Genomic DNA, 17,613 nt, shown 5'->3' with positions numbered 1-17,613 from the left:
AGGAGCACCCCCGTGACTGACACCCAACAGCCCACCAAGCCCCACTCCGCCGAGCCCTCCGACTACCGCCGCGCCGGCGCCCTGCGCGGCAACGGCGCCCCCGGCGGCGACATGACCATGCCGCAGAAGCTCATGGTCTTCGTGCTCGCGATGGCACTGAATGGCCTCGCGAACATCATCCTCGAGGTGATTCCCGACGTCTCGATCGGCCCGATCGACGTCTCGGTGAGCAGCTTCATCTTCGTGCCGCTCACCATGGTGGCCCTGTTCAACCCGTTCTGGGCCGCGCTCGGCGCACCGCTCGGCGAGATCGTCTTCACCGACCTGCTCATGGGCGACTTCTCGGGCCTCGCCGAGGTCGAGGGCTTCCTACAGATGTTCCTCGCGCTCTACGTCGGCGGTATGCTCATTCGCAACGCGAACTCGCGCGTGCAGATCTGGATCGCCGCGATCACCGTGGTGCTCATCGACAAGGTGCTCTCGGCCATCGTCGACCTCTCGAAGGTCTGGATCGGCCTCGAAGACGCCGAGTACGTCGAGGGCCTCCCGCAGTCGATCCTCGCGATCGAGGGCATCGGCCTCGGCGTCGACGTGCTCATCAGCGGCATCCTCTTCGGCGCCATCCCCGCCATGTGGCTCATCCCCGCGCTCTACGGCAAGATCGAGCCGCTGCTCGGCCTGCGCCCGCGCGTTCCCGGCGAGCGTGCGCCCGGCTCGGTGCAGCACGTCGGCTGGTTCGTCGTCGTCGCCCTGCTGCTCTCGATCGCCTCGTTCTTCTTCGCCTTCCTCGAGGCGTGGGACCTCTCGTTCGGCGCCGTCGACACCGAGCTGCTCGACCAGTACGGCCCCGGCTTCCTGTGGGTGAGCGTCGGCGTCATCGTCGTCATGCTCGTCGTCGCGATCCTGCTGTTCCGCCGCTCCCAGAAGAACCGAAAGCGCTAATTGTGGCCGACCCCATCATCGTCATCGAGAACCTGTCCTTCCGGTATCCCGGCGCCGAGGCTGACGTGCTGCGCAACGTCAACCTCACCATCGAACGCGGCGACTTCGTTGCCGTGGTCGGGGGCAACGGAGCGTCCAAGACCACGCTCTGCAAGAGCATCAACGGTCTGATTCCGCACTACTGGTCGGGCGACTTCGCCGGCTCGGTGACGGTGGATGGGGTCGACACGTACACCTCGAGCGTCGCCGAGCTCTCGACCCGCGTCGGCTACGTCTACCAGGACTTCCAGAACCAGCTCGTGCGGCCGACGGTGCGCGACGACGTCGCGTTCGGCCCGATCAACTTCGGCCGCGACTCGTATAAGGCTGACACCGATGCGGCGCTCGACAGCCTCGGCATCGCGCACCTTGAGGACCGCTACATCTGGCAGCTCTCGGGCGGCCAGGCGCACCTCACCGCGCTCGCCGGTGCGCTCGCGCTGCGGCCCGAGGTAATCATCGTCGACGAGCCCGTCGCCGAGCTCGACCCGGCGCGCGCCGAGGAGATCTACGAGCGACTCGCCGAGCTCAACCGCGAGCACGGCGTTACCGTGATCACGATCGAGCACCACGCCGAGTTCGTCGCGAAGTACGCGAAGTCGGTCGTGCTGATGGCGCACGGCAGCCCGGTCTGGCACCTGCCGATCGAGGATGCGCTGCGCCGCACGGACGAGCTCGAGCAGCACGGCATCCCGGCACCCCAGGCGGTGCAGGCGGTGCGCGCGCTCGGCTTGGATGCCGCGCCGCGCACCCCGGCCGAGGCCGCGGAGCTGCTTGGCGCGCATCCGGTTCGGGCGGATGTGGTGGTCGAGGACCGTGCTGAGGCCGCGGATCTGCTTGGCGCGCATCCGCTTCGTACGGATGTGACGGGCGACTACGCCCCGGTCGTGGCCCAGGTCGAGAACGTGACGCACGGCTACAAGAGCGTCGGCGGCAACATCACCCCGGTGCTGCAGGGCCTCGACACGACGCTGCGCAGCGGCGAGCGCATCGCCCTCGTCGGCGGCAACGGCGCGGGCAAGTCGACGCTGCTCAAGCTCCTCGCTGGCATCATCGTCGCCCGCGAGGGTGAGGTGGTCGTCGACGGCAAAAGCACGCGCTCGGTCTCGGCACGGAAGATGGCCGACACCGCCGCCTACCTCTACCAGCATCCGCAGCTCATGTTCCTCAAGGGCACCGTGCGCGACGACGTCGCGCTGTTCCCGCGCTCGCGGAAGGTGGCCGACACCGACCAGATCGTGCAGCGCGTGCTCGAGCGGGTCGCACTGACGCCGATCGCCGAGCGCGACGGCCGCACCTTGTCGGGCGGCCAGCAGCGCCGCGCGACCCTCGCGATCGGCCTCGCGATGCGGCCGAAGCTGCTGCTGCTCGACGAACCCACGTCAAGCCTCGACACCCAGAGCCGCGACGACGTGACGACGATGCTCGCCGAGCTCGCCGACACCATCGAGTGCACCGTCGTCGCCACGCACGACATGCAGCTCGTCGCCGAGTGGGCGAATCGCGTGCTCGTGCTCGAGGGCGGGCGCATCCTCGCCGACGTCACCCCGCGCGAGCTGTTCACCGACGCGGCGCTGCTCGACCAGGTGCGCCTGCGGCCGCCGCAGATCGCTGTGCTCGGCCGCGAGCTCGGGCTCGACCCGGTTCCGCTGTCGGTGGGCGAGCTCGTCGCCGCGGTCGCAGCACCGCTCAACCACTTGGAGGAGACGCACTGATGGCACGCGCACACCATGACGTCCTGTCGGTCGAGTTGGTCAAGCTCGAGCTGATTCGCACCGCGTACGCGACCCGCGGCGGCCTGTTCGCGGCGATGGACCCGCGCGCGGTGGTGATTTGGTACATCCTGCTCGCCCTCGTGCCCTGGTTCACCCACAACATCACGGTGCTCGCCGGGCTCTTCGTCATCGGCGCCGCGTCGATCTTCCTCGCACGCGTCGGCCCGCTCATTCTCGGGCTGTTCGTGCTCGGACTCGGCGCCGAGGTCATCTACATGGCGGTTGCCGCGTGGCTATTCGGCGGCAACCTCGAGACGCTGATCGCGCTCGCGGCGCTGCACCTCAAGCTCGGCGTGGTTTCGCTCGCGAGCATGGCCGCGTTCGTGTCGCTCGACCCCGAGAAGCTCTCGGATGCGCTGCTCGCGTTCCGCGCGCCGCAGATGCTCGCGTTCGGTGTCAGCTACGGCTACCGGATGCTCCCAATTCTCGTTGAGGAGTTCAGCACCGTCTTCGAGGGGTATCGACTGCGGACGGCGCCGCCCGAACGGCGCGGGATTCTTGGCTGGCGCGTCATGGCGCAGTGGGCGAAGCTCGCGGTGCTGTCGTTCTACCCGATCTTCCTCAACACCGCGAAGTCGGTGCGCACAACCGTGGAGGCGCTTGAAACCCGCGGCTTCACACGCGCCGGTTCGGATGCGCGCGGGCGCCAGATTCGCATGGCCAAGCTGCAGATTCGGCGACTCGACCTCGTCGTGCTTGCCGTGACGGTGCTTGCGGTGGTCGGCGCGTTCGTGGCGGGCTCGGCCTGGCCGGTGTACCGATAGGTGCACGTCCCCGTGAGGGCGGGAACGTCTGGGTGGCGCGGTCAGCGACAAGTGGCGCTGTCATCATCGCGCCACTTGTCGCTGAGCGCGCCACTGCCGAGGTGGCTGTGTCGTTGAGCGCGCCACTACTGTTAGCGCAGCATTACTGGCGGTGCCCCTACGGGGCCCGCGGCGGCGCTACGACAGCGCGCGCACGTAGAACCAGCGGCCCCGCTCGCGCACAAACTCGCTGTTTTCGTGCAGGGTTCCCCGCTCATCCGCATCCCTGAAGTGCGCGATGAACTCGACGGTGGCGGTCGCATCGAACGGCGTACCGGTCGTGCCGAGCACCTCGAGGCGCTGCCACACGAGGTCGGCGTCGAGGTCGAGCCGCTCGGGGCGACGGCTCGGATGCCACGTCGAGCGCAGGTACTCGGCGTTGCCCGTGACGAAGGCGGTGAAGCGCGAGCGCATGAGCGCCTCGGCACTCGGGGCGGGCTGGCCGGCGTGGAAGCGGCGGCAGCATTCGCCGTAGGTGAGTCCGGTTCCGCAGGGGCAGCGAGTGTCGTTGGCAAGCACGCCCACCAGCGTAGCCGCGCTCGATTAGCCTGACAGGTGTGGGGTGCGCACCCGGCGGCCCCAGGTTCCCCAAGGAAGAGGACTCCCCATGGCGCTGCTGCCCGACCTCGTTGCCGCCCTCGCGAGCGGTTGCGTTCGTATTGTCGATCTGACGAACCGCCTCGAAGCCTCGACGCCGACGCTGCGCCTGCCCGAGCCGTTCGCGAACCTCATCGACTTCTCGCTCGAGACCGTGAGCGAATACAACGAACCCGGGCCCTTCTGGAAGCACGCGAACATCCACACCGGCGAGCACATCGGCACGCACATTGACGCGCCCGTGCACTGGGTGAGCGGCCGCGAGGGGCACGATGTGTCGCAGCTGCCGCCCGAACGGCTCGTCGGCCCGGCGGTCGTGCTCGACTTCTCTGCCGAGGCGGCGGCCGACGCCGACTTCCTCATCGACGTCGAGCACATCGAGCGCTGGGAGGCCGAGCACGGCGCGTTCGAACCGAACACCTGGCTGTTGCTGCGCACTGGCTGGGACCAGTTCTCCGACGACCAGGAGGCGTTCCTCAACGCCGACGAAACCGGCTCGCACACGCCGGGCTGCACCGCCGAGCTCGCCGAATGGCTCGCCGCACGACCCGAGATTTCGGGCGTCGGCGTCGAGACGGTCGGCATCGACTGGGGCCGCGGCGCCGAGCTCGACCCGCCGTTCCCGATGCACTACCACCTGCTCGGCGCCGACAAGTACGGCATCACCTCTCTGCAGCGCCTCGCCGAACTGCCGGCCCGGGGCGCCGTGCTCGTCGTCGCACCGCTGCCGATTGTTGGCGGCACCGGCAGCCCGACGCGCGTCTTCGCCCTCGTCGAAGCGCAGGCATGAGCGGCCTCACCGTCGCCGAACTCGTTGGTCGCGCTCTCGCCAAGCTGGGCGCCCGGCACTGCTTCGGCGTCGTCGGCTCGGGCAATTTTGCCGTGACGAACGCGCTGCGGGATGCTGGGGTCGAGTTCACGGCGACGCGGCACGAGGGCGGCGCGGCGACGATGGCCGATGCGTACGCGCGCATGAGCGACACCGTCGCGCTCGTCTCGCTGCATCAGGGTTGCGGCCTCACCAACGCGGTCACCGGCATCGGCGAGGCCGCGAAGAGTCGCACGCCCGTGGTCGTGCTTGCCGCCGAGTCGGCGCCCGCGCCGGTGCCAACGAACTTTTCGATCGACCAGTCTGGGCTCGCCTCGGCCGTGCTCGCGAGCCCGCAGCGGGTCAACTCGCCGGCGAGCGCGCTCGGCGACGTCGTGCACGCGTTTCGCTTGGCCCGCGATGAGCGCCGCACCGTGGTGCTCAACCTGCCCATTATCGTGCAGGATGCGCTCGTGCCCGAGGCGAGCATCCGTGCGCTCGAGACGCTGACGTCGCCGCCGCGACCCGCGCCGCCGCGCGCCTCCGACGCATCGGTGCGTGCGCTCGCCGACCTCATTCGGCAGGCCGAGCGGCCGGTCATTGTGGCCGGGCGCGGTGCCCGAGGCGCGGGCCGGGAACTGCGTGAGCTCGGCCGCGTCGCGGGCGCGCTGCTCGCCACCTCGGCCGTCGCGAACGGACTGTTCGAGGGCGAGGCGTTCTCGCTCGGTATCTCGGGCGGATTCTCGTCGCCGCTGTCGGCCGAGCTCATTTCGCAGGCCGACCTCATCGTGTCGTTCGGCTGCGCGCTGAACATGTGGACGATGCGTCACGGTCGCCTCATCGGCGACGACACCCGCGTCGCGCAGGTCGACCTCGAGCCGCTCGCCCTCGGCGCGCAGCGGCCGATCGATCTCGGCGTGGTGGGGGATGCGGCGCTCACGGCCCGCGCCGTCGCCGACGAACTCGCGCGCTCGGGTGCGGGGGAGCGGTATCGCACCGCCGAGGTCGCCGAGGCCATCGCCGCCGAGGCGCGCTGGAACGACGTGCCGCACGGCGAACCCGGGCTCACCGACGTGCACGTGCCCGGCGATCTTTCGGTCATCGGCGACGACGGCGAGCGGCGCATCGACCCGCGCATCCTCACCGACGCGCTCGACCGCATCCTGCCCGCCGAGCGCGTCGTGTCGATCGACTCGGGCAACTTCATGGGGTATCCGTCGAGCTATCTGCGCGTGCCTGACGAGTATGGCTTCTGCTTCACCCAGGCGTTTCAGTCGATTGGCCTGGGGCTCGCGACGGCGATTGGCGCCGCGCTCGCCCAGCCCGAGCGACTGCCGGTGCTCGGCGTCGGCGACGGCGGCTTCTTGATGGCGATCGCCGAACTCGAGACCGCCGTGCGGCTCGAGCTACCGCTCGTCGTGATCGTGTACAACGACGACGCGTACGGCGCCGAGGTGCATCACTTCGGCGCGGATGGGGTGCCGCCCGACTTCGGCACGGTCACCTTTCCGCGCGTCGACATCGCGTCGATTGCGCGCGGTTTCGGCGCGGCGGGCGTGACGGTGCGCTCGGTCGACGACCTCGAACCCGTGCGCGCGTGGCTTGAGGCGGGCGACGGGCCGATCGTGATTGATGCACGGATCGCCTCGGACGGCGGGGCCTGGTGGCTCGCGGAGGCGTTTGGGCACTGAGTCTGTCGTGGCGCGGCGGCCGCGCTGGCTGTCGCGCTGGTTCGCTGGCCGGGTGGTTGGCTGCGACACGGCGCTGCGGCCGGGCTGGCCGCCCGGCGCTGCGGGCCGGCGTTGCGGCCGGGCGCTGCGGTGGTTTGCGCTGGGCTGCTCGCTGCGACACGGCGACACTGGCGCGTTCGGATGCGCCGGCCGGGGCTAGGTTGTTGACATGACGGGCGAGGAGACCGGCTATACGCCACGACTGTTGCGGCCAACGTGGGCGCAACTCGTGACCGCGGCGGTGCTCGGGGTGGCCGCGGCGCTCGTGGCCGGCTTCTGGCTCGACGGCTACGTGGCGGCGTTGCTCGGCATCTGCGTGGGTGAGCTCGTCTTCGTCGTGCTCTCGATGCTGACGCTCTGGCCGATGGATGCGGCGGCGACTGAGCGCAACGTTGGCCGTGAGGATCTCAGCCCGATCTTCGACGAGGTGCTCGTCGCGATCGTTGCCGTGCTCGCGATCGTGAGCGTGCTCATCGTGCAGCAAAGCGGCAACACGCCGCTCGGGGCGGTGCTCACGCTCGTCGGCGTCTTCGGCGCGTGGGCGTGCATTCACCAGACCTACGCCGTGCACTACGCGTACGAGTACTACCGCGATGACGATGGCGGCATCGACTTTCACTCGAAGTCGCCGCCGTGCTTCGCCGACTTCCTCTACCTCAGCTACGCGGTCGGCATGACCTATGGCGCAACCGACCCCGAGATCAACGACACGCGCATCCGCAAGATTCTGCTGCGGCACGCGGCCGTGTCGTTCCTGTTCGGCATGGTGATTCTCGCGGTGGCGATCAACCTCGTGGCCGGGGTGCTGGGTATTGGTGGGTAGCTGCCGCGTGTCGCCGGGAGACCGCGCGACGGGGGAGAATTGGGGATTATGACGCCACCGGCACCCCGCGAATCTGCCCTCATGCGTGACTTTTCGCTCGAGATCACGAGCCGCGATGTGGCGGCGATTCCCGCGGCGGCCGAGCTGATTCCCGCGGGCACGCGCATCAACGTGACGTTTCTCAGCAACGAGGAACCGGCGACGACGGTGGCTGCGGCGCGCGCCGTGCTCGACGCCGGGTTCGTGCCGGTGCCGCACCTCGCGGCCCGGCGCATCCGCTCACTCGACGTGTTCATGAGCCTCCTCGAGCAGCTGCAGGCAGCCGGCGTTGCCGAACACCTGTTTCTCATCGCGGGCGATCCGGCGCAGCCCGAGGGGCCGTTCTCCGACGCGGCCTCGCTCATCCGCGCGGTGCGGCTCGCCGACTATGGCGTGCGCGAGGTCGGCATCGCGGGCTACCCCGAGGGGCACCCGAACATTGCGACTGACGTGCTCTGGGCATCCCTCGACGAGAAGCTCGGCGAGCTGCGGACCCAGGGACTCGCGCCCGTCGTCGTCACGCAGTTCGGCTTCGACGCGGATGCGGTGGCGACGTGGGTCGGCGAGGTGCGGGCTCGCGGCTACGACGGGCCCATTCGAGTCGGCGCGCCCGGGCCTGCCGGCGTGAAGCGGTTGCTACGGTACGCGAGCCGCTTCGGCGTTACGTCGAGCGCGGGCATCGTGCGCAAGTACGGCTTCTCGCTCGCGAATCTGATGGGCACCGCGGGGCCCGACACGTTCATCCGCTCGCTGCAGGATGCCGTGGCTCGCGACGCGGCGCTCGGCGAGGTCGCGATGCACTTCTACACCTTCGGCGGGCTTGACGCGACGGCCGCGTGGGCGCGCGACTTCGTCGCGGCGTCGGGCGGCGCGAGCTAGTCGAGGAGGCTGGCGCGGAGCTCGCCGTCCCCTCCGCATAGGTGTTGCGTTTGGCCCCAAAAACTCGCGGAATCGGGCGTGAAATGGGCCTAAACGCGACACCCATGGAGAGCGCGAGCCCTTCGGCGCGGGCTAGTCGAGGAGGCCAGCGCGGAGCTCGCTGAGCTGCTTCTCCTCGGACTCGCGCTTCGCCTCGGCGCCGGCGAGCACCTCGGCGACCTCGCCCTGCGGCACCACAGCGATGCCGTCGCGGTCGCCGACGAGCCAGTCGCCCGGATGCACGACGACGTTGCCGATCGCGACCGCCTCGTGCAGGCGGCCGGGTCCGTTGCGGTACGGGCCGGCGGGGGAGACCGCGCGGGCGTAGGCGGGCAGCCCGATCTCTTCAAACTCGAGCGCGTCGCGGATCGCTCCGTCGAGCACGACGGCGACGGCGCCGTGGCGCTGCATCCGCTCGGCGATGATGCCGCCGAGCAGCGCGCGGTTCGTGACGCCGCTGCCATTTACGACTACGACGTCACCCTCGGCGAGGTCGGGCACGAGCTCGTGCAGCACCTTGTTGTCGCCGGGCGCAACGTAGGCGGTGACGGCGCGGCCGACGAAGCCGGGCGACGGCCACATCGGCGCGATGCCGCTGTCGACCACGTTGAGGCGGCCCATTGCGTCGCTGAGTTGGCTCGGCGCGAGGGCAGTGAGGCGGCGGCGAATCTCGGAGTCCGGCAGATCGGTCATGGCGCATCCCTTCCGCGAGCGACCTCGGTGACGCCCGCGCTGCAATTCACTCTAATCCGAGATTGTTTCGTGGCGCGAGGCGGATGCGCGACTCGCGCTGGCGAGCCGGGCCGAGCATCCGTCGGCCCGAGCAAAAAATCCCCGGTGCGCCGGGCGAGATGTGTTGGCGCGCATCCGGCCCCGCGAACCGGGGATTTCGTCAGGCGACGCTAGGCCGCGACCGACTCATTCGTGTAGTCGTTGTGCTTCGTTTCCTTCGAGAACAGCAGCGCAACGAAGGTGAGCAGGGCCGCGCCGGCGAGGTAGACGCCGACCCAGAACGGCGAGCCGTCGCCCGCGCTCCAGAGCGCGACGAACACGGTCGGGGCGATGCCCGCGCCGAGTACCGACGAGAGGTTGTACGCTATCGCCGAGCCGGTGTAGCGCGTGTTCGCGGGGAAGTACTCGGGCAGCACCGCGCCCATCGGGCCGAACGTGAGACCCATGAGCGCCATGCCGATGATGAGCTGCGTCTGCACGCCCGTGTGGCCGAGGCCGAGCAGCGGGGTCATCACAAAGGCAAAGATGAAGATGAGCGCCGTGACCGAGAGCAGCATCTTGCGGCGGCCGAACTTTTCGGCGAGCGGGCCCGAGACGAGCGTGAAGATGCCGAAGAAGACGACGGCAACGATGAGCATGAGCAAGAAGTCGGTCTTCGGGTAGCCGAGGCCGCCGACGTGCGTCGCGGCGTCGAACGCCGTGCCCGCCTCGGCCGCGGTCGCGGCGGCCTGATCGGTCGTCGGCGTCGAGCCAAACGTGAGCATGAACGAGGTCATCATGTAGAAGAGCACGTAGGTGGCGAGCATCACGAAGGTGCCGAGGATGATCGCGCGCCACGACTTGCGGAAGACTTCGACGAGCGGGGCCTTGACGACGTGGTCTTCGCGCACGACCTTCTGGAAGGCGGGCGTCTCGGTGAGCTGGATGCGCACCCAGAGGCCGATGATGACGAGCACGGCCGACACGAGGAACGGCAGGCGCCAGCCCCACGTGAGGAACTGCTCTTCGGTCAGCGTGTAGTTGAGCAGCACGAAGAGGAGGTTGCCGAGGATGAAGCCGATCGGTGCACCGAGCTGCGGGAACGTGCCGTAGATGGCGCGCTTGTTCGCAGGGGCATTCTCGGTGGCGAGGAGGGCGGCGCCCGACCACTCACCGCCGAGGCCGAGGCCCTGGCAGAAGCGCAGCAGCACGAGCAGCGCCGGCGCGAGCACGGTCATGTTCGTGTTGATCGAGCCGTCGGCATTCGCCGCGGTCGGCAGGCAGCCGATGAGGAAGGTCGCGATGCCCATCACGAGCAGCGTGCCGACGAGCGTGCCCTTGCGGCCGATGCGGTCGCCGAAGTGGCCGAAGAGGATCGAGCCGAAGGGGCGCGCGATGAACGCGACGCCGAAGACGGCGAACGACGAGAGCAGCGCGGTAATCGGGTCGGCGCTCGGGAAGAAGAGAATGGGGAAGACGAGCGAAGCCGCGGTGGCGTAGATGTAGAAGTCGTAGAACTCGATCGACGTGCCGACGAGGCTCGCGACGATGACCTGCCAGGGCTTGTTCTGCTTCGCGCCGGATGCGGCGGGCGTGGCGCCGGTGTTGATGGTCGAGGTGTCGTGTGACACGAATGTGCTCCTGAGCTGACGATGAACGGCGCGCCGGAAACGCTGTACCCGCCCTGGTGGGGCGAGGCCTCGAACGCGGTGGCGCGGCCCGACCACCTGCCTCAGCGGGGTTGGGGAGTGCAGGAGTCGAACGGTGTCGGTCAAGTTGGCGACGATTCAGGTTACACCCAGCCAGGTATGCAGAAAAAGCCGCATCCCCTCCTCTGTACCGTTCGTTGGGGTTGAGTGGTCGTTTTTTGTAGTTCTGGCGGTGCCAGAACTACAAAAAACGACCACTCAACCCCCTGCGATGGCGGCGGCGAGGTGCGTGCGCAGTTGCCGCATCGAGAGGCCGGTGCGGCGCGCATCCTTCGGCACGACCGCGAGCAGGGTCCGCGCGAACGACTCGTCGGCGATCGGCACGAGCGCGACGCCCGGCGGCGGCGCTGGCGCCGCGAGCCGGGGCACGAGGCAGACCGCGAGCCGCGCGGTGACCATCGCGAGCATCACCTGCATGTCGTCGGTGCGAATCGACACCTCGGGGCTTAGGCCGGCCTCCTCGAACGTGGCCATGAGCAGCACATCCATGGGGTCGCGCTCGCTCGAGCCGAGCACCCACGGCAGCTCGTGCAAGCTCCGCAGCGCAGCGGTGTCGAGCGCCTCGGCCGCGGCGAGCGGGTGGTCGGCGGGCAGGGCGACGAGCAGGGGATCGCGATACACCTCGGCCACCTCGAACTCGGGCCGCACCCCGAGCGCAATCGTCGGCACCGAGTACGCAAGCAGCGCGTCGAGCTCGCCGCGATGCAGGTCGTCGAGCAGCTGCGGCACCTCCTTGAGCACGACCTCGAGCTCGCGGCCGGCGCCCCGCACGCGCGCGACGATTTCGGGGAGCAGCGCGGCGGCGGTCGGATAAGTGCCGAATCGCAGGGTCGTGCGGCCGCTGCGCTGCAGCTCGCGCGCATCCGCCACCGCCCGCTCGCTCAGCGCGAGAATCTCGTCACCGCGCTCGACGAGCAACGCGCCAACCTCGGTCGGGGTGCTGCCGCGCGGCGTGCGCTCGAGCACGAGCCCGCCGACGAGCTGCTCGAGCGCGTGCAGGTGATAGTCGACGGTCGGCTGGCTCCAGCCGAGCTCGCGGGCGGCGCGCGTGACCGAGCCGGCCGCGTGCACGGCCCGTAGCGCCTGCAATTGACGTAGGTCGAGCATCCGCGCCTCACTAATACCACAGCTTTTGCTTACAGCGAGGCTAACAGCCTGCGTATGTGGGTCGGCAGGCAAGTGCGGGATTCTGCCGGGCGCGGCGCCGCACCAGACTTGGCCACATGTCGATCTCCGAACTCGCTCGCCCCACTCACCGCGACATCGACGCGACCATGGCGACGCCTGCGGCCCCGAGCGCCGCGCAGAGCACGACGCCGTACGCGGATGCGCTCGAGCAGCACGCGCGCTCGGTCTCGACGCAGCTCATGGTGCCGGGCCACGGCGGCACCGCGGCCGGCGTGAGCGGGCGCCTCGCCGACTTCTTCGGCGAGCGACTGCTCCAGCTCGACATCCCGATGCTCGTTGACGACGTTGACCTCGGCGACAACTCGCCCTACGACCAGGCGCTCGCGCTCGCGGCCGAGGCCTGGGGCGCGCGCCGCACCTGGTTCCTCACGAACGGTGCCTCGCAGGCGAACCGCACGGTCGCGCTCGCGTTGCGCGGCCTCGGCGAGGGCATCGTCATGCAGCGCAGCGTGCACTCGAGCTTCATCGACGGGATGCTCGTGGCCGACCTCGTGCCGACGTACGTCATGCCGAGCATCGACCACGAGCACGGCGTCGCGCACGGCATCACGCTCGCGTCGCTCGCCGAAGCGCTCGAGCGAGCCGACGCATCCGGCGTGCCGCTCGCCGCGGTCTACGTCGTCTCGCCGAGCTACTTCGGCGCGGCCGCCGACCTCGCCGCCCTCGCCGAGCTCGCGCACGCGCACGGCGTGCCGTTCATCGTCGACGGCGCCTGGGGGCCGCACTTCGGCTTCCACGACGGGCTGCCCGCGTCGCCGATCGAGCTCGGCGCCGACCTCGTCATCTCGAGCACGCACAAGCTCGCGGGCTCGCTCACGCAGTCGGCGATGCTCCACCTCGCCGACGGGCCCTTCGCCGACGTGCTCGAGGCACAGATCAATCGCGCCATGTCGATGACCGCCTCGACCTCCTCCTCGGCGCTGCTGCGCGCATCCCTCGACATCGCCCGCCACGCGCTCGTGAACGGTCGCGAGCAGATCGGCGCGTCGATCGAGGCCGCGAACGCGTTCCGCGACGTCGTGCGGGCCGATGGCCGCATCGGCGTACTCAGCGACACGTTCGGCCGCTTCGACGACATCGTCGACGTCGACCCGCTGCACATCGTGCTCGACGTGTCGGTCGCCGGGCTCAGCGGGCACTGGGTGCGGCAGCAGCTCATCAACCGGCACGCGCTCTTCTTCGAGATGTCGACCGCGACGTCGATCGTCGCAATCGTGGGCGCCGGCAAGGTGCCCGACTACGCGGCCGTGTTCGACGCGCTCATCGAGGTCATCACGTCGCCCGAGGCCGCCCTCGTGCGCGGCGAGACGAAGGTCGCGTTCCCGACGCTGCCCGAGCCTGGCGTGCTGCGCCGCACGGCACGGCGGGCCTACTTCGCCGACTCGGAGCTCGTCGACGCGAGCGCCGCGATCGGCCGCGTGTCGGCCGACACCCTCGCGGCGTACCCGCCGGGCATCCCGAACGTGATTCCCGGCGAAGAGATCACGGCCGAGACGGTCGCGTTCTTGCAGGCCGTCGCGGCGTCGCCGACCGGGCACGTGCGGGGTGCGATCGACCCCACCGTGCAGCGGATGCGAGTGCTGCGCGACCGCTAACCCCCCGCCGAAATGGCGCACCGACAACGAAGTCTGGAGTAAAACAGTACGATGCCTCGATCGACCCTCGCGCAACAACTGTTTCGGGTGAAGCCCGTTCCCGCCGAACCCGGAACTAGCACGGGGTTGCTGCCTCGCAGTATGGGACTGCTCCAGCTCACGTTTATGGGCGTCGGTGCGACGGTCGGCACGGGCATCTTCTTCATCCTGTCGGAGGTCGTGCCGATTGCTGGCCCGGCGGCGATCTGGTCGTTCGTCATCGCGGGCGCCGTCGCGGGGCTATCGGCGCTCTGCTATGCCGAGCTTTCGAGCAGCGTGCCGGTCGCCGGATCGTCGTACAGCTACGCGTATTCGACGCTCGGCGAACTGCCGGCGATGGGCGTCGCCGCCTGCCTGCTGCTCGAGTACGGGGTCTCGGCCGCCGCCGTGGCGGTGGGCTGGGCGCAGTATGTGAACCAGTTGTTGCTCAACCTGTTCGGCTTTGAGCTGCCGCAGGCGATCTCGGCCGCGCCCGAAGAGGGCGGCGTCATCAACCTGCCTGCCGTGCTGCTCGTCGTCATGTGCATGCTGCTGCTCATTCGCGGTACCTCGGAGTCGGCGATCGCGAACACGATCATGGTGTCGCTCAAGCTCGCCGTGCTCGTGTTCTTTGCTGCGATCGCTGTGACCGGCTGGAACGTCGACAACTTCGCCGAGTTCGCGCCGTTCGGTTTCTCGGGTGTCATGACGGGCGCCGGTATCGTGTTCTTCTCGTACGTCGGGCTGGATGCGGTGTCGACGACGGGCGAGGAAGCGAAGAACCCGCGGCGCAACCTGCCGATCGCGATCATCGCCGCGCTCGTCATTGTCACCGCGATGTACCTCATGGTCGTCGTGACGGCGCTCGGCGCGCAGCCGGCCGACGAGTTTGAGGGCCAGTCGGCCGGGCTCGCCGTGATTCTCGAGCGGATTGTCGGGGCCTCGTGGCCCGGCACCGTGCTCGCGATCGGCGCGGTCATCTCGATCTTCTCGGTGACGCTCGTCGTGCTCTACGGTCAGACGCGCATTCTCTACGCGATGTCGCGCGACGGCATGGCGCCGCGCGTGTTCGGCCGGGTGAACAAGCGCACCGGTACCCCGATCGCGAACACGGTGATTGTCGGCGTGGCCGTCGCGCTGCTTGCCGGCGTGATTCCCATCAACTTCCTCGCCGAGATGACGAGCATCGGCACGCTCATGGCGTTCCTCGTCGTCGCGATCGCGGTCATGGTGCTGCGCCACCGCGAGCCCGGCCTTGACCGCAAGTTCCGCCTGCCGCTGCATCCGCTCATTCCGGTGCTCACGGTCGCCGGTTGCGTCTGGATCATCAAGGATCTTCGGCCCATCACGATCCTCATGTTCGCGCTCTGGACTGCCGTCGTGCTCGTCTGGTATTTCCTGGTCGGGCGCAAGAATTCGGAGCTCGGCCGCCAACTCGAGACCGGCCTGATCGTGCTGGTCGGCCCTGGCAAGTATCGGGCGGGGGATGCTGCTAGCAACGGAAACGCGGCTGCTCGCGCCACTGTTCCTCGGGGCCCGGACGCTGCGGGTGTGGATGCGATGCGCGCCAACGAAAACGCGTTGGCCGAGGACCGGAACCGGAGGCCCCGCTCGTAACGAAACTCTCGGCCATAGGCGACAGCCGTTCGCGTGGCCAGCAGGGGGTTGAGTGGTCGTTTTTTGTAGTTCTGGCGCCGCCAGAACTACAAAAAGTGACCACTCAACCCCCTCACGCGCGGGGCAGGGCCGTTGAGGCTCGGGGGATGAGGGTGGGCATGATGCGTTCCGGGGCGCGCGGGGGCTCGGCGTCACCTGCGAGCAGCAGCTCGATCGCGGCCGACGCGATCTGGTCGAAGGCCGTGTGCACCGAGGTGAGCGGCACCGGCAGGCGCGAGGCGAGCGGAATGTCGTTGTAGCCGACGATCGAAATGTCGCGCCCGGGCGTCAGCCCGCGCTCGTGGGCGGCGCGCAGCGCGCCGATCGCCAGGTTGTCGTTCGCCGCAAAGATCGCGGTCGGTGCCTCGGTGTCGATCAGTTCGGCGCCGGCCCGGTAGCCCTCCTCGAGGCTGTAGCTCCCGCTGCGAATCCGCGACTCCGGCAACTCGAGGCCGGCCTCGGCGAACGCGCGCCGCGCACCCTCGAGCCGATCGACGGCACTCGACGCGAACTCCGGCCCCATGATCATCGCGATGTCGCGATGCCCGAGGTCGACGAGGTGCCGCACCGCGAGGTAGCCGCCGGTCTCGTCATCACCGAGCACCGAGGGGCTGCGGCGGTCGGTGCGCAGCGCGAGCACGTGCGGAATCTGCCGATCGCGCAGCGACGAGGTGAGCACATCATCGAGCCGAGCGGTCGCGAGCACGAGCCCGTCGACGTTGCGGTCGAGCAGCGTCTCGGTCGCGCGCTGCTCATCCGCCTGGTCATCGCCGCAGGTCGCGACGACGGCGAAGTAGCCCTTCGCCCTGCCCGCGCGCTCGAGCGACTCGAACAGCATCGACATCACCACATCCGTCAGCCGCGGCACGAGCACGCCGATCGTGCCGGTCGCGCCGCGGCGCAGGCCGGAGGCGTACACGTTGCGTCGATACCCGAGCGAGCTCGCGAGCTCACGGATGCGCTCGGCTGAGGCCCCCTTCGAGCTCGGCAGTCGGTCGTCGAGTGCGCGGCTCACCGTCGACACGCTCACGCCCGCGGCGGCGGCAACGTCGCGGAGCGTCACCACCTGACCTGATGCGTTGGTCATTCGTGGCCTCCTTCGCCTCGGAATTTCGAGCATAGCGCGGAGATTTTTTCGAACCTCGTTGACATGTCTCCACGATTCTGTCATTGTTGCAATCGTTCCTGCAAACGTTTGCAACAAACCAAGCGGAGCACGACACCAGCGAAGCCACCACCACTCAACGACGAGCAAAGGAGACACCATGTCGCTCGACCTCCGCGGACTCAACCCCGCACCCGTAACCCCGTTCACCGAAGCCGGCGAAGTCGACTTCGACGCGATCCAGCGCCTCGGCTCCTGGCTCGGCTCGATCGACGGCGTCAAGAGCCTCACCGTGCTCGGCCACGCCGGCGAGGGTACCTTCCTCACCGAAGCCGAGCAGCTCGACGTCATCCGCGCGTTCGTCGCCTCGACCGACGGCCGCATCCCGGTCATCGCCGGCATCACCAAGGAAGGCAACAAGACCGCCGCCCTCGAGGCGAAGGATGCGGTGGCCGCCGGCGCCTCGGCCGGCCTCGTCTACCCGTCGCACGGCTGGCTCCGCTTCGGCTACCAGGACGGCGCGCCGCAGACCCGCTACCGCGACATCTACGAGGAAAGCGGCCTCCCACTCATCCTTTTCCAGTACCCCGACAACACCAAGGCGAGCTACAACCTCGAAACCCAGCTCGACATCGCCGGCCAGGAGGGCGTGTTCGCCACGAAGAACGGCGTGCGCAACATGCGCCGTTGGTACACCGAGATCCCCGCGCTGCGTGCCGCGCATCCCGACCTGCAGATTCTCTCGTGCCACGACGAGTACCTGCTGCCCACGATGTTCGATGTCGACGGCCTGCTCGTCGGCTACGGCAACATCGCGCCCGAGGCGCTCGTCGAGCTCATCGAGGCGGGCAAGGCGCACGACTACGACCGCGCCCACGCCATTCACGAGCGCCTGCTGCCCGTGACGCAGAACGTCTACCACCGCGGCTCGCACATGGAGGGCACCGTCGCGCTGAAGTGGGGCCTCGTGCACCGCGGCATCCTCAACCACGCCACCGTGCGCACCCCGCTGCTGCCGCTGGCCGAGGGCGCGGACGCGGAGATCGCGGCCGCGTTCGACGCGGCGGGCATCGGCCAGGTCGCGTACGCCTAGAACCACGCGGTTCACCGGATGCGAGGAGTTGGCGACCGCTCCTCGCATCCGGAACACTTGGGGT

General features: G+C 69.1%; 15 protein-coding genes. 10 read left to right on the top strand and 5 right to left on the bottom strand.

The window, feature by feature from the left end; translation table 11 throughout:
* Window positions 1-12 precede the first annotated feature (12 nt).
* Genes M3M28_RS08935 through M3M28_RS08925 form a run of 3 tightly spaced genes read left to right on the top strand, consistent with a single transcriptional unit; the run spans window position 13 to window position 3,520 of the window.
* On the top strand, window positions 13-942 hold the full coding sequence (locus M3M28_RS08935; RefSeq protein WP_249386127.1) for a cell division protein FtsQ: 930 nt from the start codon (window positions 13-15) through the stop codon (window positions 940-942).
* A 2-nt stretch (window positions 943-944) separates the two neighbouring features.
* Window positions 945-2,696 (top strand): ABC transporter ATP-binding protein, encoded by a 1,752-nt coding sequence (locus M3M28_RS08930; RefSeq protein WP_249386126.1) that lies wholly within the window; start codon window positions 945-947, stop codon window positions 2,694-2,696.
* Window positions 2,696-3,520, top strand: coding sequence for an energy-coupling factor transporter transmembrane component T family protein (locus tag M3M28_RS08925; protein WP_249386125.1), 825 nt, complete (start codon window positions 2,696-2,698; stop codon window positions 3,518-3,520). Before M3M28_RS08930 ends, M3M28_RS08925 begins: the two co-directional genes overlap by 1 nt.
* Before the next feature lie 177 nt (window positions 3,521-3,697).
* Here M3M28_RS08925 and M3M28_RS08920 read toward each other — a convergent pair whose 3' ends face one another.
* Entirely contained in the window at window positions 3,698-4,078 is a 381-nt protein-coding gene (locus M3M28_RS08920) for a YchJ family protein (protein WP_249386124.1), read from the bottom strand.
* An 88-nt stretch (window positions 4,079-4,166) separates the two neighbouring features.
* Between M3M28_RS08920 and M3M28_RS08915 the strand changes: the two genes are divergently transcribed.
* The 4 genes from M3M28_RS08915 to M3M28_RS08900 all read left to right on the top strand — a co-directional run bounded on the left by M3M28_RS08915 (window position 4,167) and on the right by M3M28_RS08900 (window position 8,435).
* Window positions 4,167-4,946 carry a cyclase family protein gene (locus tag M3M28_RS08915; RefSeq protein ID WP_249386123.1) on the top strand — a complete coding sequence of 260 codons (780 nt, stop codon included), beginning with the start codon at window positions 4,167-4,169 and terminating at the stop codon, window positions 4,944-4,946.
* Window positions 4,943-6,655, top strand: a complete 1,713-nt coding sequence (locus tag M3M28_RS08910; protein WP_249386122.1) for a thiamine pyrophosphate-binding protein — start codon at window positions 4,943-4,945, stop codon at window positions 6,653-6,655. Before M3M28_RS08915 ends, M3M28_RS08910 begins: the two co-directional genes overlap by 4 nt.
* Before the next feature lie 208 nt (window positions 6,656-6,863).
* Window positions 6,864-7,517, top strand: coding sequence for a DUF1345 domain-containing protein (locus M3M28_RS08905; protein ID WP_249386121.1), 654 nt, complete (start codon window positions 6,864-6,866; stop codon window positions 7,515-7,517).
* A gap of 81 nt (window positions 7,518-7,598) precedes the next feature.
* On the top strand, window positions 7,599-8,435 hold the full coding sequence (locus M3M28_RS08900; protein ID WP_249386120.1) for a methylenetetrahydrofolate reductase: 837 nt from the start codon (window positions 7,599-7,601) through the stop codon (window positions 8,433-8,435).
* Between the two features lie 132 nt (window positions 8,436-8,567).
* Here the strand turns inward: M3M28_RS08900 and M3M28_RS08895 are convergent, their stop codons facing one another.
* The 3 genes from M3M28_RS08895 to M3M28_RS08885 all read right to left on the bottom strand — a co-directional run bounded on the left by M3M28_RS08895 (window position 8,568) and on the right by M3M28_RS08885 (window position 12,001).
* Window positions 8,568-9,167 (bottom strand): RraA family protein, encoded by a 600-nt coding sequence (locus M3M28_RS08895; RefSeq protein ID WP_249386119.1) that lies wholly within the window; start codon window positions 9,165-9,167, stop codon window positions 8,568-8,570.
* A gap of 209 nt (window positions 9,168-9,376) precedes the next feature.
* Window positions 9,377-10,816 carry an MFS transporter gene (locus M3M28_RS08890; protein ID WP_431193842.1) on the bottom strand — a complete coding sequence of 480 codons (1,440 nt, stop codon included), beginning with the start codon at window positions 10,814-10,816 and terminating at the stop codon, window positions 9,377-9,379.
* Between the two features lie 276 nt (window positions 10,817-11,092).
* Entirely contained in the window at window positions 11,093-12,001 is a 909-nt protein-coding gene (locus M3M28_RS08885) for a LysR family transcriptional regulator (RefSeq protein WP_249386118.1), read from the bottom strand.
* Window positions 12,002-12,117: 116 nt separating this feature from the next.
* Here M3M28_RS08885 and M3M28_RS08880 point away from each other — a divergent pair, with 116 nt between their 5' ends.
* Complete coding sequence (locus M3M28_RS08880; RefSeq protein ID WP_249386117.1) at window positions 12,118-13,677, top strand: aminotransferase class I/II-fold pyridoxal phosphate-dependent enzyme; 1,560 nt, start codon at window positions 12,118-12,120, stop codon at window positions 13,675-13,677.
* Window positions 13,678-13,728: 51 nt separating this feature from the next.
* The gene (locus M3M28_RS08875) at window positions 13,729-15,312 is read left to right on the top strand and encodes an APC family permease (RefSeq protein ID WP_249386116.1); all 1,584 of its coding nucleotides are present in this window, start codon (window positions 13,729-13,731) and stop codon (window positions 15,310-15,312) included.
* Window positions 15,313-15,424: 112 nt separating this feature from the next.
* Here the strand turns inward: M3M28_RS08875 and M3M28_RS08870 are convergent, their stop codons facing one another.
* The gene (locus M3M28_RS08870) at window positions 15,425-16,438 is read right to left on the bottom strand and encodes a LacI family DNA-binding transcriptional regulator (RefSeq protein WP_249386115.1); all 1,014 of its coding nucleotides are present in this window, start codon (window positions 16,436-16,438) and stop codon (window positions 15,425-15,427) included.
* A gap of 178 nt (window positions 16,439-16,616) precedes the next feature.
* Between M3M28_RS08870 and M3M28_RS08865 the strand changes: the two genes are divergently transcribed.
* Window positions 16,617-17,549 carry a dihydrodipicolinate synthase family protein gene (locus M3M28_RS08865; RefSeq protein ID WP_249386114.1) on the top strand — a complete coding sequence of 311 codons (933 nt, stop codon included), beginning with the start codon at window positions 16,617-16,619 and terminating at the stop codon, window positions 17,547-17,549.
* Window positions 17,550-17,613 lie beyond the last annotated feature (64 nt).

This window comes from Gulosibacter sediminis, assembly GCF_023370115.1.
Lineage (GTDB): Bacteria > Actinomycetota > Actinomycetes > Actinomycetales > Microbacteriaceae > Gulosibacter > Gulosibacter sediminis_A.
This window is presented reverse-complemented; position numbering and strand designations above follow the sequence as displayed.